Origin of the sequence: Marinomonas profundi (genome assembly GCF_020694005.1) — a bacterium.
GTDB lineage: Bacteria > Pseudomonadota > Gammaproteobacteria > Pseudomonadales > Marinomonadaceae > Marinomonas > Marinomonas profundi.
In genome coordinates this window covers 3,579,793-3,594,830 of record NZ_CP073013.1, presented here as the reverse complement: position 1 = coordinate 3,594,830, position 15,038 = coordinate 3,579,793, and the positions used below count along the sequence as shown (strand labels likewise).

The following is a 15,038-nucleotide window of genomic DNA, read 5'->3' as shown; positions in this document are numbered from 1 at the left end:
TAATGATAAGGGTGATTGAATGTCTCTGCTCAAAAGCAAAAGAGCTGTTTTAAGAACGACTAATGTTCTGGTTTCGTCTTGCGTCTTGCTTGTACCTGTTTATTCAGCATCTGGGTATGCGGAAGAAGTACTTGGTACGATAGAAGTGGTTGATGAAAAATTGCCAAAGGAAGGCGAGAAGGTTGAAGGGTATGTTGCTAAAAGTAGTGTTAGTGCAACAAAAACAAATATCGCTATCACCGAAACTCCGCAGTCGGTTTCTGTGGTTACTCGAGATCAAATGGACGATCAAGGTGCAATCGGTGTTCGTGAGGCGTTACGTTATTCCGCTGGTGTGGGGGCTGAGCGCTATGGCTTTGATAGTCGAGGAGACGCTACTTCAATTCGTGGTTCAGATCCGGTTATTTTCTTGGACGGTCTACAAAAATCTTTTGGCTTTTATTCTACCCCTCGTACTGAGTCTTATACCTTAGAAAGTATCGATGTCATTCGTGGTCCAGCCTCCGTTCTTTATGGGCAGGGATCGGTCGGCGGTGTTGTCAATTTGGTTTCTAAAAGGCCCCAAGAAACCCCATCAAATGAGGTTGAGTTACAACTCGGTAACCATAACCGCAAACAAGTTTCCCTCGATTCCACGGGCAAATTAAATGAAGAGGGAAGCCTGCTTTACCGTATTGTACTTTTAGGGCGTGACAGTGACACTCAAGTAGATCATGTGGATGATGACAGACGGTTAATAATGCCTTCAATTACGTGGCGTCCATCAAAAGATACCGAATGGATGGTTTCTATGTTGCGACAAGAAGACCACAGCGGTACATCTTCTCAGTTCTTACCGCTTTATGGGACTTTATATGATGCGCCTTATGGTTTGCCGACAATAGCCAGTAATACTTTTATTTCTGAGCCCGACTTTGACAAGTATGATGCAGATGAAACAGCAATCACCTCGTTGCTCCGCCATCGTATTAACGATACTTGGCAGCTAAGTCAGAATTTACGTTATTCAGAAAGTGACGTCGTATACCAAACCATCTATCCGATATTTACACCAAGCCTGAAAGCGAATGGTGACATAGCTCGTGTTGCTTACTCTAAGCACAGTTATTTAAATGCGTTAACGGCAGACAATCGCGCGCAAGCTAATTTTTCGGTTGGTAAGATCAATCATAATGTGTTGGTAGGACTCGACTATCAGCATGCTGAAAGTGGTGGTAAAACGGCCTATTTGCAAGACATTGGGGATATTAACGTGTATGAGCCTGTTTATGGTAATTACACCCCGATTACAGCAAGTGACTATAGCGATATAAAGATCAATACGCTGATGCAAACGGGGGTTTATCTTCAAGATCAGGTTGATATGGGTGATCATTGGATAGCCTTGCTGGGCGGTCGTTATGATTCATCTACTAACCGGACAGAAGGCAGTGATACCGATAGAGATTATGCTTTTACTAAACGTGTTGGCGTGATGTATCAGATGGACTCGGGGGTCAATCCTTTTATTAGTTACTCTGAATCCTTTACGCCGGTAATGGGAGTGAATTTCTATGGGGATTCTTTTAAGCCTATTCGCGGTGAGCAAACAGAAGTCGGGGTTAAGTATCAACCAATCGGATCGGACAGCCTATATACCGCGACGATTTATAATCTGCATGAAAAAAATCGTAAAATGACAGACCCTAATAATGCGAGCAATTCTATTCAAGCGGGTAAAACCCGTACGCGAGGCGTCGAGCTAGAGGCAAAAGCTGCGCTTAGTAATCATTGGGGATTGATTGCTAATTATGCCTATAGTGATACTGAAGTGCTGAAAGGAGCCAATGAAGGAAAGCGCATCGCTAGTATTCCAGAGCACAATGCTTCGCTTTGGAGCCAACACGAACTTGCTGAATTGTTGGGCGTCGAAGGTCTTCGCGCTGGTGTTGGCTTGCGTTATGTTGGCTCAAGTTGGGGTGGGGCGGATAAAGTGAAAACGCCATACGTTACTTTACTCGATGCGATGCTGGCTTATGGGCGCGATAACTGGGAAGCTTCTTTGCATGTTAGTAATGTAGAAAACAAGCCTTACTATGCAACTTGCCTCGCGCGTGGTGATTGTTTCTTTGGCTCTGGGCGCACCATTGTTGGGTCTTTTAACTATCAATTTTAAGTCATAATTTTAAATCATTCTATCGACGTCGCTTTTAAAAACAGCCGGATAAAATTAATTTTATCCGGCTGTTTTGTTTTCTATATTTGCTTTACGCTAGCGTTTAATTAATCGGACAGTGATTTTAATGGAGGGTGTAATGCAATCTGTAAAAGTGGTGTTTCATATCGATGAAGTGGATAAATGGCCGTTGCTTTTAGCGAATGTACGGAATCTTGTGAAGGCGGTAGATCTAGCGTCATCGCATATTATGGTCTTAACGAACGCCAAGGCAGTATTGGCTTTTGATGGCAATGCCCTGTTAAACCATATCGATGGGATTGAGGCGCTAGCTGGCAAAAAAGTTGTGTTTGCCGTGTGTCAGAACTCACTTAATGGCTCAGGCATGGCGGTTGATTCTTTGCCTGAGTATGTGAAAGTGGTGCCTGTTGGCGTGCTGACCTTAATTGAGAAGCAAGCGGATGGCTTTGCTTATATCAAGCCTTAGTGATGTTTGCATAGTACAGAAGACGTTAGGTGGTGTAGAAGGTAAAAGGGTCAGCTGTAAGCAGCTGACCCTTTTTATATCTATATTTTTCCTTTCAAGCGTTATGACTATTTGTCGGCTGCTTTTTCAGCTTGTTGTTCGTCGTAACGTTTTTCCCAGAAGTCTGCGCCTTTGATACCAAGGGCTTTCGGGTTAAATGTGTACTCTTTTACGCCAGCGGCTTTTTGCTCTTCATAGTCGCGCAACGCTTTCATCGTCGGTTTGGCCATAAAGAAAATGGTCAGAATACCAAGGATGTTTAGCCAAGCCATTAGACCCACACCAACGTCACCTAGGTTCCAGATGTAACCCGCAGTGTTAACGGTGCCGTATGCCACCATGAACATGATCAGCAGCTTAACGAAAGTCAATGATATGTTGATGTTCAATGCACGACGTAGGTAAGCCACGTTGGTTTCAGCAATGTAGTAATACGCCAAAATAGTGGTGAAGGCGAAGAAGAACAACGCGATACCCACAAACACCGGACCTGAATTACCGAATACGCTTGCCAATGCCATTTGAGTAAAGGCAGGCGACGCAATGATGGTAGAAGGATCAACGTTTTGTACGATGAATTGGCCATCAGGCAATGAGCCTTGTACGTTGTATTGCTGTGTGATCAAGATCATCAAAGCCGTAGCCGTACAAATGAATAGCGTATCCACGTAAACAGAGAAAGCTTGCACTAGGCCCTGTTGAGCAGGGTGTTGAACTTCAGCCGCAGCAGCAGCATGAGGCCCTGTACCTTGACCCGCTTCGTTAGAGTAAACACCACGTTTTACACCCCAACCAATTGCTGCACCAAAGCCCGCTTGAGCCGTAAAGGCATCAGAGAAGATTAAGCCAAAAATGCCAGGTACTTTGTCTAGGTTTAGGAAGACAATGATCAATGCCATCACAATGTAACCAAGCGCCATGAATGGCACGATGATTTGAGTGAAGTTAGCGATACGTTTGATACCACCGAAAATGATGAATGCTAGCACCATTAGGATAACCGCTAGCGCAACCAGTTTGGTCGAGCCTACTTCACCGAATGAGCTAGAAACAATCACGCCTTCGCCAAAGATTTGTGTTACCGCATTACCAACGGAGTTGGCTTGAATACCCGGTAAGAAAACACCGCAGGCAAGGATAGAGGACAACGCAAATAAGATGCCTAACCAACGCCAGCCTAGGCAGCGCTCAAAGTAGTAAGCAGGGCCACCACGATATTGACCGTTTTCATTAACCTTGTAGATCTGGCCTAATGTGGACTCTGCATAAGCTGTACTGGCGCCTAAGAAAGCCACCACCCACATCCAAAATACCGCCCCTGGGCCACCAAAACCAATGGCGGCCGCAACACCGGCGATATTACCTGTGCCAACGCGGCCAGATAGAGACACCGCAAGCGCTTGGAAAGAAGAAATGCCTTTGTCTGAATCGCTGGAATTTAATAGAATTGAACACATTTCTTTGAAATGACGAACTTGGGCAAAACGTGTCAATATTGAATAAAACAAGCCAGCGCCTAAGCATAGATAAATTAGGGCAGGGCTCCAAATGACTCCGTTTAAGAAATCAATGAATGCTTGCATAAATAGTCCTCGATAAGATGAGCTCTGTGAGCTCTATTTTGTTGTTATGATTAACTAGGGTGTCACTAGATATAAAGCAATTATTATGCCAAATATACAATTATGCGCTTTGTATATTGCGTACAAAGTGCACCATAGTTGGGCGAATTTAGCATGAAAAAACAATGAGATCCATTTGTAAGTAACGAGTAATGAAAAAAAATCCCGCTACAATAAATGAGTAACGGGATTCAACGTTAAAACGCTTAGGTAAGAACAGACGTGGCTAGATAACGGTTTTTATTGCACTTAAAAGGTAAGGGTCAAAAAGACCTTCGGGAAAGTCTACATTCATCACTCTACCCATGGTGACTAAGAAAATGACCAAGCCAATAGCGATGGTCGTCGACTTTACATAAGACGCTTTTGCTAGAAATCTCAAAAATAAGAGAGAAAACACAAATGTCGTTGAAATAAAGCCAAACAAATAATAGCCATATGCAATGAAAAAGAAGCCTACTATGTATACCAGATTCATGGCGAGATCTGATGACACCTTAGTGTGTTTCTCTCTAATGTATTTGCTGACAATCATGACAATAGAAAACAAGACAATTGTAATGGCTATGATGGGGAAGGCCTTTGTTAACGTCGAGGCATCCCAGATATTAATAAGAGCATAGGTAGCAGAGCCTCCCATAACAGCGATGATTCCCCAATCTGTCCAAGAGACAGTCTTGGTCATACTGTTTTGCTCTTTGTCTTGTGCGAGTTGTTCTGGCTTCATTTTCTGTTTTCTTCTCTTCAGAATGGGAGGTAGCACAAAACCAACAATGATGAGTGCGGCAATAGTGATAACACCCGGACGCAAAAACCAATCGTAGCCATAAAATTGAATACTTTGGAAAAAGTAGTTTTCGGCTCCTGAAGACAAGACAAAACCAATTAAAAATGCGGGTCTAGGCCAATTGGCACCTTTCATCATGATGCCAAGCGTGGCCACAACGCCTAGTAGAATAAAGTCACCTAGGCTACGTGTTGCCTGATAGGCGGCAAAAAGTATTAAGGTTAAGATGATTGGCGTCAGTATTGAAAATTTTATGTAGGTCAGCAGTGATATTGGGCGTGTAAAGCAAATACAGAATATTGCGCCGAGAATGTTGGCAAGAGCAAGCGACCAAATAATCGTGTACGTCAGGTCAAGGTGAGTTGATATCATTGACACGCCGGGTTGAATACCAAGCAATAGCATACCGCCTAGAAAAACTGCCGCCGCACCTGAGCCTGGAACACCGAATAAAATGGTCGGAATCATACTTCCTGATGCGCAGGCGTTATTGGCAGATTCAGGCGCGATGACACCACGAATATCACCTTTTCCAAATTGGGATGAGTCTTTACTAGAATTGATGGCAAAGCTATATGTCATCCAATCGACCACAGAGCCACCAAGTCCAGGAATGGCTCCAATTAAACTGCCAAATATGGACGATTTACCAACGAGTGGAAGGTTTTGGAATACATCTTTAAACCCTTGTTTTAAACCATGACCAAGCTTATTTGGTGAAGAGGCGATAGCACTGTTTTTTACTAATAGACTGATTATTTCAGGTAAAGCAAAAATACCTAAACCAACCACAACGAGTGGAATGCCATCGTAAAGGTAATCAATGTCTAGCGTAAAGCGAAACTCTCCTGTTGCGGGCGCTCCGCCAATGGCTCCGACTAAAAGGCCAAAGCCACACGCTGCTAATCCTTTGTATACATTGCCACCAGAAAGAGCAGCAACAACGCTTAACCCTAACAGTGTGAGCATAAAAAGCTCTGCGGAGGAAAATGCTAAAACAACAGGACGAGCGACGAGTATAAAGACACTCAATACGACAGCACCAACTACACCGCCTATCATGGATGATAAGAAAGCAGCGGATAGTGCGCGTGCAGCTTGGCCTTTTTTAGCTAAAGGAAAACCATCCATGACAGTGGCTTGCGATGAGCTTGATCCTGGGATGCCCATTAAAACCGAGGTAAATGTATCGCCTGTAGGGATGACAGCAACAAGTCCCATCAACATCCCAAGACCAACGGAAGGTTCCATTCCATACAAAAAGGGTAAGAGTAAAGACATGCCGGCGATGCCGCCTAGTCCGGGAATGATACCGACGACTAGGCCAACCAGTACACCTGCTATTAGGTAAGTGAGGTGGGTGATCGATAGTATTTGATCTAGGGCGCTGAGGAACTCAATCATTAACAATAACTCCTGCTACAAAATTACAGCGTGTAATCAAATTTTGATTTTAGCCAAGAAGAAATCCAAGCATATAACTCAGGGGAAACAGCAATCGCTTCACTCAAGTATTGAGCTGCGTCAATCCCTACAATGTTTTCGTATGGCCCTACTTGTACTTCAGAATCCTTGATAAAAGTAGGATCTTTTAGCATCGTTCTTACGGCGCTTTGGTAGGCATTAATGATATCGTTTGGTGTGTCTGCTGGAATAAAAATAACTTTTTGGAAAGCAAAGCCAGCAGCTAAGAATTTTTTATAAGCTGTGTACTCCATTCCTGAAGGCTCTTTACCAAATTTTTTGACATAGACTTCTTCAAAAGTGGGAAGATCTGCAAACGCAGGGTCTCTCACGATTTTGCCCTGATTATTAAGAATGCCTAATGAAAATAGCGGTACGGCTTTTTGATTGTCAACAAGGTCGACGACCGAACTCAAATACGCCGAAGACGTTTGAAAGTCAATTTTGGCTTCACCACGTTCGAAAGCAAGACGACCAGCGCCACGGCTTTTCATCCCGAAAACAGGTTTGATATCAAGTTCTAGCATTTCAAAAGCAAGAAATACGGGCAACTCCAATCCTGTTGGGCTTTGAGAGCCAAAAGGTAAGGTCACACCATCCAATTTAGTTATGTCATCAGCAGACGTGACACCAAGGTTTGGCTGCACGTAGACAACACCGCCGGTTGGGCTGGCCATTAGTGGGATCCATTTATCAAAGTTATAGCGAACACGCTTATCGCCTAGCATAAATGGGTACAATGTTGATGCAGAGGTCCCTAGGATATCTTCACCATTGCTTTTTGCACGTTGAAAAAACAGGTTGGTCCCTGTAATTGAACCACCACCAGGTTGGTTTTTTATCACCACTGTTGGGTTGCCTGGTAAGTTTTTTGTCAAATGCGGAGCGACAAAGCGAGCCCATACATCTGTGCCGCCGCCAACGCCAAATGGGATGGCCCAGTTAATAGTAGAGGGCAGCTCTGTCTCTTGTGCTTGTGCTGGTATAGCAGATAATAGGCAGCCAAAAGATAAGATGGAAACGCCTAAGAGCTTAGAAAGTTTTTTCATGTTTTTTTCCTTTCTTGTTTTTATGGGTATTCAATACGGACGTTATTTTTTGTATTGAGAGTTAATTTAGATAAACCGTACCGGACAGTATTTTTCTGGCAGTACGAATTACCGAGACGCTATTCAATGCGGATAAATTGTCTTCCTTGCGCTGAGCACTGAGCTCTATTTTTCCTGAAGGGTGTTCAAGGGTGAAATAGGACTCGGAGTCTTTATTACCAATGAGCTTTGTTGCTACGGTTCCTGGAAGGCAACACGCGGTGACAATAGCGATACTTCCTGTAACGGCTAATGATTTATGGCATTTATGTGGGACAAAGTAGCGAGCATTGATGGTTCCATCAAAACGAGCTGGAGAAAGTAAAATAGGCTTAGGTATCACTGAGTTTGAAACATCGCCCATTCCCATTAGCTCACCTGCCTGAAGGCGAATAACCTCTAAACGGGTCATGAATTCTATGTCACTATCTAGTTCTGCTGGTGTTTCGTAACCGGTTTTTCCAAGATCACTTGCTTGAATTAAAACAACCGGTGTTGCCGCATCAATACAAGTAACTTCTACAGAATCGATAATGTTCAAAGCACTCCCTGTGGGTAATAACTTACCTGTTTTTGCGCCTTCTACATTCAAAAATGTTAACTGAATTGGGGCGCCGGGTGAGTTCGTACCGCTAATAATAGTATTGCCGGTATATTCTACTTTGCCTTGAGGGGTTTGTACTGTTGAATGAATAATCTTTCCGGTGTTGAGATTATGAATACGTACTGTCGTTGTTCCTTCACTAGCAGGAAATAAGCCAGTTTCTATGGCGTAAGGCGCAACACCAGCAAGCATGTTTCCGCAGTTTGGGGCAAAATCAACGATTCTATCGAGTATGCCAACTTGGGCAAATAGGTAGTCAACATCCGCATCGGGGTGAGTAGAAGCACCAACCATGGCGACTTTACTTGTTAGGCTATTTCCTCCACCAAGGCCATCAAGCTGGAGCTCATGACCTGACCCCATGATTTTTAACAAAACATCTGCGCAGGCATTCCGATCCTGAGGAAGGTCGGATATTTGCAGGTAGGGACCTCTAGAGGTGCCGCCGCGCATTATGATGCAAGATATGGTTTGTGACATTCTTATTAAACCTTTGTTGTTGTAATAGCTTGTAGCTAAAGTCTCACACTCTATATTCGTGCATCAAATGCAAAGATAGTCCATAATTGATGTGTTAGGCGCATCAATAGGAGGTGGCAATGCATCAGATAGAATTTAAAGATTTGGTTATTTTTATACGCATTGCGGAGACTGGGAATTTCCATGACGCTGCGGAACTGACCTTTTTATCCCAGCCCGCTTTGAGTCGGCGAATGCAAAAGTTAGAGGCTATTTTGGGGGCTCAATTATTTGAACGAACGACTCGAAAAACTTGGCTAACTTCGGTAGGGCGAGAGTTTTTACCAAAAGCTCGACGCATGGTAGAAGAGTTTGAATTATCGGTTTTAGGGATAAAGGACATGGCTTCCCAGCAGAAAGGGAAAGTCACTATTGCTTGTATTCCTACCGCTGCTTTTTATTTTTTGCCGAGTGTTATTAATGTATTTAACGAGCGTTATCCGGGTATACGGATTCAGATTTTAGATGAAAGTGCCAATCATGGTTTGGAGTCAGTTATTCGTGGAGATGCGGATTTTGGTATAAATATGGCCATTGCTCAGCATCCAGAGGTGTCCTTTACTCCGCTTTTAGACGATCCGTTTGTGGTGTGTTTACGCAAAGATCATCCGTTATGTGAATTGGAGGAAGTGTCTTGGACTGATATGGAGCCCTATAAACTTATTAGTGTTGGGCGTGCCAGCGGTAACCGAATTTTGTTAGACAAATCTTTAGCAAGAGATCAGGTGCAGTTAAACAGTTTTTACGAAGTGCAGCATCTCTCAACATCATTGGGTTTGGTGGAAATGGGGTTGGGGATATCGATTGTTCCTAAACTAGCGATGCCACTAAGTAGTGCATCTGTGCTCACTTCTAGACCGCTCAAAGGGCAGAAGATTGACCGCTCGATTGGTCTTGTAAAACGCAGTTCAACATCGGTTTCTCCTGCTGCTGATTTGTTTATTAACATTCTTTTAGAACGCTGGTCGGTTCGTCCATCTTGACAAAACGCCAGGTACGATACTTGACGTTTGTAGCGCTATTGTTTCGCTCTTAACATGTCGTATTTTTTTCGTTATAAAGGAGATTGGCCATGATGAGTCTCTAAAGTAGGGATACAAAGGGTGCTGTATGTCACAAGAGGCAGTGATACTAGGCTGTTTGATATTGTTTCTATTGGCGGCTAAAGCGTTTTTTCTCAGTAAAGAGTTGAAAAACCATGAAAAGAGTTTCCCTCCAATATCCCATAGAAACCTAAATACTATATACTTGCAGGTCAAAGTGGCGTCTTTAATAGAGTAGTGGCAAACGCTGTTGCCGTGCAAAGACCTCAAAGTAACAATACTGTTAGACCAACACTTATCGGGACTTACATCAAACATGTCAGAAACGTCTAAACCAGGTAATTTCATTACCCAAATCATTGATAAAGATAACGAATCAGGCAAGCATGGCGGTAAGGTTCTTACACGCTTTCCACCTGAGCCAAATGGCTATTTACACATTGGTCATGCTAAATCCATCTGCCTGAATTTTGGCTTGGCACAGCGTTACAATGGTCAATGTAATCTACGTTTCGATGACACTAACCCTGAGAAAGAAAGCGTTGAATACATTGAATCTATCAAGCGTGATGTGGAGTGGCTTGGTTTTCAGTGGAAAGATAAACCTAAGTTTGCCTCTGACTATTTTGATCAGTTATTCGACTTTGCCGTTCAGCTTATTCAGGCAGGCAAGGCGTATGCTTGTGAACTCAATGCCGAGCAAATGCGCGAATACCGCGGCACCTTGAAAGAGCCAGGCAAAAACAGCCCATATCGTGATCGTAGCGTTGAAGAAAACATGGCTATTTTCATGGACATGAAAAACGCTAAGTACAAAGACGGCGAAGTGGTGTTGCGTGCCAAGATAGATATGGCCAGCCCAAACATTAACATGCGCGATCCGATTATTTATCGTGTGCGCCATGTGCATCACCATCAAACAGGTGACAAGTGGTGTGTTTACCCAATGTATGACTTCACGCATTGCTTGTCTGATGCGTTGGAAGATATTACTCATTCTGTTTGTACGCTGGAATTTCAAGATCACCGTCCATTGTACGATTGGGTGTTAGAGACATTAAACACGGCGCATCCGCAGCAAATTGAATTCGCACGTTTGAACTTGAATTACACCGTGACCAGTAAACGTAAGCTAAAACAGTTAGTGGATGAAAAACACGTCCATGGTTGGGATGATCCGCGTATGCCAACTATTTCTGGCTTGCGTCGTCGTGGTTATACCTCTTTGTCTATCCGTAACTTCTGTGACCGTATTGGTGTGACCAAGTCCGATAGTGTGGTCGATGTGGGTATGCTAGAGCATGCTATTCGCGAAGATTTGGACGCGAGCGCGAATCGTGCCATGGTGGTGCTTAACCCTATTAAGGTGACTTTGACCAATTACCCAGCAGACAAAGAAGAAATCTTCAATGTGGGTAATCATCCGAAAAACGAAGCAGCGGGTACTCGCGAGGTGCCGTTTAGCAAAGACTTGTATATCGATGCGGCGGATTTTGCTGAAGTACCACCGCGTAAGTGGAAGCGCTTGACGCTGGATGGCGCGGTTCGCCTACGTGGCGGATACGTAATTACTTGTGATCAAGCGATTAAAAACGCAGCGGGTGACGTGGTCGAGCTGCTTTGTCGCTACGATGAAAACACCCTTGGCGTGAACCCTGAAGATTATAAGCCAAAAGGTGTTATTCATTGGGTAAGTGCAAAACATGCGGTGGACGCCACGGTGAATCTTTATGATCGTTTGTTCGTTAATGAAGCGCCAGACGCGAACTATGAAGACAAAACCTTCTTAGATTTTATCAACTCAGAGTCTTTGACGGTATTGACCAACGCCAAAGTGGAGCCGTCTTTACTGGTGTCTGAAAAAGGCCAAGGTTTCCAGTTTGAGCGCGAAGGTTACTTTTGTCGCGATCTGAAAGAAGACGGTATGGTGTTTAACCGTACGGTGACGTTACGTGATTCTTGGGCGAAAATCGAAGCAAAAGGAAATTAAGCGCATGTTGAAGATTTACAATACCCTTAGTGGTAAGAAAGAAATTTTCAAGCCCATTGTGGAAGGCAAAGTGGGCATGTACGTCTGTGGTAACACGGTATACGACTACTGCCACATTGGTCATGCTCGTGCGATGATTTCTTTTGATGTGATTTCGCGTTTTATTCGTCACCTAGGTTACGAGCTGCATTATGTGCGCAACATTACCGATGTTGACGATAAAATTATCAAACGTGCAGAAGAAAATAACGAATCAACTCAGTCTTTGACCGAGCGTATGATCGCTGCACAGCGTGAAGATGAGCTACGTCTTGGTAATAAAATGCCGGATCGTGAACCTAAAGCCACTGAGTTTATGCAAGAAATTATCGATATGGTGCAAGTGCTTATCGATAAGGGCTTTGCTTACCAAGGCAGTTCTGGTGATGTGTATTATCGAGCCACGAAATTTAAAGATTACGGTAAATTAAATAATCGTAAGCTTGAAGATATGTTGGCTGGCGCGCGTATTGATGTTGAAGTGGCCAAAGAGCATCCAGCGGATTTTGTGTTGTGGAAGCAGGCAAAAGCGGGTGAGGTGTCTTGGCCTTCTCCTTGGGGGGATGGTCGTCCTGGTTGGCATATTGAATGTTCCGCCATGTCGACTAATTGCCTTGGTAGTCATTTCGATATTCATGGTGGTGGGCCAGATCTTAAATTTCCACATCATGAAAATGAGATTGCTCAGTCAGAAGCGGCGACAGGCAAAGACTATGTGAACTATTGGATGCATTGTGGTGCGGTTCGCGTCAACAATGAAAAAATGTCTAAGTCATTAGGTAATTTTTTTACGGTGCGTGATGTATTGGCGAAGTTTAATCCTGAGGTCATTCGCTACTTAATGGTGTCTAGCCAATATCGCAGTGCGATTGATTATTCGGATCAGAGTTTGCAGGACGCCAAAGTCGCGCTAGAGCGTCTTTACACGGCGTTGCGTCAGCAAGCCATTGCTGAGTCATTTGAGCCGACTGGCTTCACTGAGCGATTCGAAGAGGCAATGAAAGACGACTTCAATACGGCGCTGGCGGTTTCTGTGCTGTTTGAGTTGGTGCGTGAGTTAAATAAAGCGAAAACAGACGATCTTACTAAAGCATCAGCGCTAGCGGCTGAGCTATGTTCTTTGGCGGATTTACTTGGCTTATTGTATCAAGATCCAGAATATTTCATGCAAAACAGTACGCTGTCTGAAGGGTTGGATGAAGCGGCAATACAGGCTTTGATCGACGAAAGAACACAAGCGCGCAAAGACAAAAACTTTGCTCGCAGTGATGAAATTCGTGATGAGCTAGCCGCTCAAGGTATTGAACTTCTTGACAGCCGAGAAGGAACGACTTGGACCAGACGTTAAGCGAATGAACGGACTGGAAAATACTAAAAAGGCGATGATTACATCGCCTTTTTTATGGCTGTCCTGAAATGAAACTTTAGTCTTTGTCTTTCACTACTTTAACGGCCAGTACATCGCATGGAGCGCCGTGCAGTACGCCATTGGCGGTGGAGCCTAATAGCAGAGCAAGGCCGTGACGGCCATGGCTTCCCACGACAATAAGATCCACTCTTTTTTCTTCGGCAATACGATGTATTTCGCTTTCAATTCCACCTTGTGTGATGCAGCTCTCTTGAACGGGGACATCCAGTTGAGCTTCTAGTATGGAAATCCTCTCTTTGGCGGTTTCCTGTAGTTGCGCCTGTATGTCGGTGATGTCAATAGGGACATCGCCACCATAGGCATAGTTTAGTGACTCAATGACGTGAAGTATGGTAAGTTCCGCGCCGGTTGCTTTGCACAACGCGACGGCTTTATTGGCAACCTTGATACTTTCATCGGTTAGGTCAACAGCGAGTAGAATTCTGTTATACATCATAGAACACCTCCAATATTGGCTTGATTAACTTATTTTAGTTGAAAACTAGAGAGACATGGAAATATGACTGCTCTTATTGTTATTTTTATTACACTGTCTTTAATGGGGTCGGCCTTATGGGTGATGCCGCCTAGGCAAGAACGTCAGCGCATGGCATTACGTATGCATGCTCGAAAATTAGGTCTTGCTGTGCAGCTTACATCAATTGATCTGCCTGACAAGTGGGATAAATCAATCAATAAGCAAAAAGTCGTTGCTTATGCTCATTATTACCCTAAGCCTGTCGTGTCTTTGCCAAAGAAAATATGGTTATTGCCTTATGAGGTGTGGAAATATCATGCGGTGTTAGAAGGCTGGTGGTCTGGTGCATTTTTTACACTTCCTGAGTCGTGTAAACCCGTACTGGAACAATACGGTAGCTTAATTGTTGCCGTGCAAATCACCCAAACGGGCGTGTTTTTGTATTGGCATGAGACCGCGGATGAAGAGGCGCTGGAGGCGCTGTCTAGGTTGGTTTTTGCGTTGGCTGAGATTCGAGTGACAGGGCTTTCGTGATGTTTGCCTAGGGTTCTGTTTGTTTCGAGGATTCTATGTCATGAAGTAGTTCGCTAAGCGCTTCTTCAGGATTTTCGCTGTTCTTCATCGCGGCAATTTTAGGCGATAGAATGTCTTTTATTCTACCGGTAACAAAGGTGTTTAAGGTGTTTTTTTCAGGGCGTTCTATTGAGTCTGATTTAAGATGAGACAGTATGACGCCATAGAGTGTTTGAGCGACGCGCATATCACCACTCGAAAAGTTTTTATTGGCTTGGACCATTTGGCGATTTAATTGAACCCATAGGTTTAGCCAGCGTAAATAGTCATAACACGCCTGATAGTGAGAATGGCTAATTCTGCCTTTGCGGCGAAGATACAGTAGCATTTTGGCCAGTTTTGTTAGGCGTTCTTTATAATTGCTTTTCTCTTGAAAGCTTAAAGCCTCCGGCTCAGGGTTGAATACAATAGGGTCGCTGTCTCTTGCTTCTTCTGCGGTGGCGATACGGATTTCGATTTTTTCCGGATCGTCTGTGTATTGTAGAAGTTCGCGAAGTGTGTCTAGATAGAAGTCGTAGAGAACGTCAGTGGCAATAGGGTCCGTATTAATGTCTTTGAGGCCGCGAATGTGCTGTTCGACGCGATCCGCTCGATTGGACAGTTGCAGTTGTTTAACACGGCGTTCGGTCATTTCTTTTTCTTTTTGGTGTGCACGTGATCCAATGACCACAGACAAGAGCACAATGATGATTAAAAATGCAATTGTTAATATTTGAAGGGTAGCCATGATTGTCCTTAAGCG

The 15,038-nt window shown here is 43.9% G+C and carries 12 protein-coding genes; 6 read left to right on the top strand and 6 right to left on the bottom strand.

Going from position 1 to position 15,038, the window contains the following annotated elements; genetic code table 11:
* The first annotated feature begins 19 nt into the window (after positions 1 to 19).
* Entirely contained in the window at positions 20 to 2,155 is a 2,136-nt protein-coding gene (locus J8N69_RS16795; RefSeq protein WP_168822220.1) for a TonB-dependent siderophore receptor, read from the top strand.
* Positions 2,156 to 2,294: 139 nt separating this feature from the next.
* Complete coding sequence (locus J8N69_RS16790) at positions 2,295 to 2,642, top strand: DsrE family protein (RefSeq protein WP_168822221.1); 348 nt, start codon at positions 2,295 to 2,297, stop codon at positions 2,640 to 2,642.
* A 107-nt stretch (positions 2,643 to 2,749) separates the two neighbouring features.
* On the opposite strand, the gene J8N69_RS16785 is transcribed toward J8N69_RS16790, so the two are convergent.
* From J8N69_RS16785 to J8N69_RS16770, 4 genes are all read right to left on the bottom strand, one after another.
* On the bottom strand, positions 2,750 to 4,264 hold the full coding sequence (locus J8N69_RS16785; protein WP_168822222.1) for an alanine/glycine:cation symporter family protein: 1,515 nt from the start codon (positions 4,262 to 4,264) through the stop codon (positions 2,750 to 2,752).
* A gap of 265 nt (positions 4,265 to 4,529) precedes the next feature.
* Entirely contained in the window at positions 4,530 to 6,494 is a 1,965-nt protein-coding gene (locus J8N69_RS16780) for a tripartite tricarboxylate transporter permease (protein ID WP_168822223.1), read from the bottom strand.
* Positions 6,495 to 6,517: 23 nt separating this feature from the next.
* A complete protein-coding gene (locus J8N69_RS16775) occupies positions 6,518 to 7,603 on the bottom strand; it encodes a Bug family tripartite tricarboxylate transporter substrate binding protein (RefSeq protein ID WP_168822224.1) in 1,086 nt (361 codons plus the stop codon).
* 61 nt (positions 7,604 to 7,664) lie between these two features.
* On the bottom strand, positions 7,665 to 8,726 hold the full coding sequence (locus tag J8N69_RS16770; protein ID WP_168822225.1) for a 4-oxalomesaconate tautomerase: 1,062 nt from the start codon (positions 8,724 to 8,726) through the stop codon (positions 7,665 to 7,667).
* 119 nt (positions 8,727 to 8,845) lie between these two features.
* Between J8N69_RS16770 and J8N69_RS16765 the strand changes: the two genes are divergently transcribed.
* From J8N69_RS16765 to cysS, 3 genes are all read left to right on the top strand, one after another.
* Positions 8,846 to 9,748 carry a LysR family transcriptional regulator gene (locus J8N69_RS16765; RefSeq protein ID WP_168822226.1) on the top strand — a complete coding sequence of 301 codons (903 nt, stop codon included), beginning with the start codon at positions 8,846 to 8,848 and terminating at the stop codon, positions 9,746 to 9,748.
* Between the two features lie 376 nt (positions 9,749 to 10,124).
* Positions 10,125 to 11,798 carry a glutamine--tRNA ligase/YqeY domain fusion protein gene (locus tag J8N69_RS16760; RefSeq protein WP_168822227.1) on the top strand — a complete coding sequence of 558 codons (1,674 nt, stop codon included), beginning with the start codon at positions 10,125 to 10,127 and terminating at the stop codon, positions 11,796 to 11,798.
* A 4-nt stretch (positions 11,799 to 11,802) separates the two neighbouring features.
* The gene (gene cysS, locus J8N69_RS16755) at positions 11,803 to 13,185 is read left to right on the top strand and encodes a cysteine--tRNA ligase (RefSeq protein ID WP_168822228.1); all 1,383 of its coding nucleotides are present in this window, start codon (positions 11,803 to 11,805) and stop codon (positions 13,183 to 13,185) included.
* Between the two features lie 76 nt (positions 13,186 to 13,261).
* On the opposite strand, the gene J8N69_RS16750 is transcribed toward cysS, so the two are convergent.
* Entirely contained in the window at positions 13,262 to 13,702 is a 441-nt protein-coding gene (locus J8N69_RS16750; RefSeq protein WP_168822229.1) for a universal stress protein, read from the bottom strand.
* Between the two features lie 63 nt (positions 13,703 to 13,765).
* Here J8N69_RS16750 and J8N69_RS16745 point away from each other — a divergent pair, with 63 nt between their 5' ends.
* Entirely contained in the window at positions 13,766 to 14,257 is a 492-nt protein-coding gene (locus J8N69_RS16745) for a hypothetical protein (RefSeq protein WP_168822230.1), read from the top strand.
* Positions 14,258 to 14,264: 7 nt separating this feature from the next.
* Here J8N69_RS16745 and J8N69_RS16740 read toward each other — a convergent pair whose 3' ends face one another.
* Positions 14,265 to 15,023: a DNA topoisomerase I gene (locus J8N69_RS16740; protein WP_168822231.1), complete on the bottom strand. Its 759-nt coding sequence runs from the start codon at positions 15,021 to 15,023 to the stop codon at positions 14,265 to 14,267.
* Positions 15,024 to 15,038: the final 15 nt, after the last annotated feature.